A 669-nucleotide genomic window follows, 5' to 3' on the forward strand; every position below is an offset into this window, starting at 1 on the left:
TCCAGGGCTCGCGTATGCCGGCCCGCTCGCAGGATCGGGCGAAAAGCTTGGCCAGCGCGGCGTAGGAGAGCGGCTCAGCCCGGCGCGCCCCGTTGCCGCCGACGAGGAAGAGGTAGGGGCTGCCGGTGTCGCGCGGGCGCTCGGCGGTCACGTAATCGGCGATCGCGGCAAGCGTCGCCGGCTCATGCAGGTCGACGACGCGCTCGCGCCAGCCCTTGGCGCGCACGCCGCGCGGATGGTCGTCGCGCTGGCGCACCACGATCCGCCTGCGGCCGTAGGCGACGTCCTCGAGCTTGAGCGCAAGCGCTTCGCCCGGCCGCAGGCCACCATCAAGCATGAGGCGGACAAGCGCTACGTCACGACGGCAGCGCAGCAGGGTTACGATCGTCGCTACCTGCTCGTCCGACAGCGGCCGCGGCACCCGGCGCACCATCTTGACGGCGAGCGCCTGGCGGAGTGGTGCGCCCGATGCGATGCCCTGCAGGAACGGTCGGTGCCGATCGACCGAGCGTAGCACGGCGCGCGCCTCGACCTTGACGATCGGGTTGGTGCCGCTGGTGCATCCGGCCAGCAGCGCCCAATCATAGAACGACGACACGCACGCCAGCGCGCGGTTGACGCTGGCCGGCGCCAAACGGCTATCGGCGGCCTGCGCCGTGCCGGCAGGGT

1 protein-coding gene is annotated in these 669 nt (G+C 72.0%); it reads right to left on the reverse strand.

All coding sequences use genetic code 11. From position 1 onward, the window contains the following. Positions 1 to 669: tyrosine-type recombinase/integrase (locus AACY52_RS29055; RefSeq protein WP_339561177.1), on the reverse strand; the 669-nt coding region annotated here is incomplete at both ends.

This window comes from Pseudomonas sp. EA_65y_Pfl1_P113 (genome assembly GCF_963970525.1).
Classification (GTDB): Bacteria; Pseudomonadota; Gammaproteobacteria; order Pseudomonadales; family Pseudomonadaceae; genus Aquipseudomonas; species Aquipseudomonas tritici.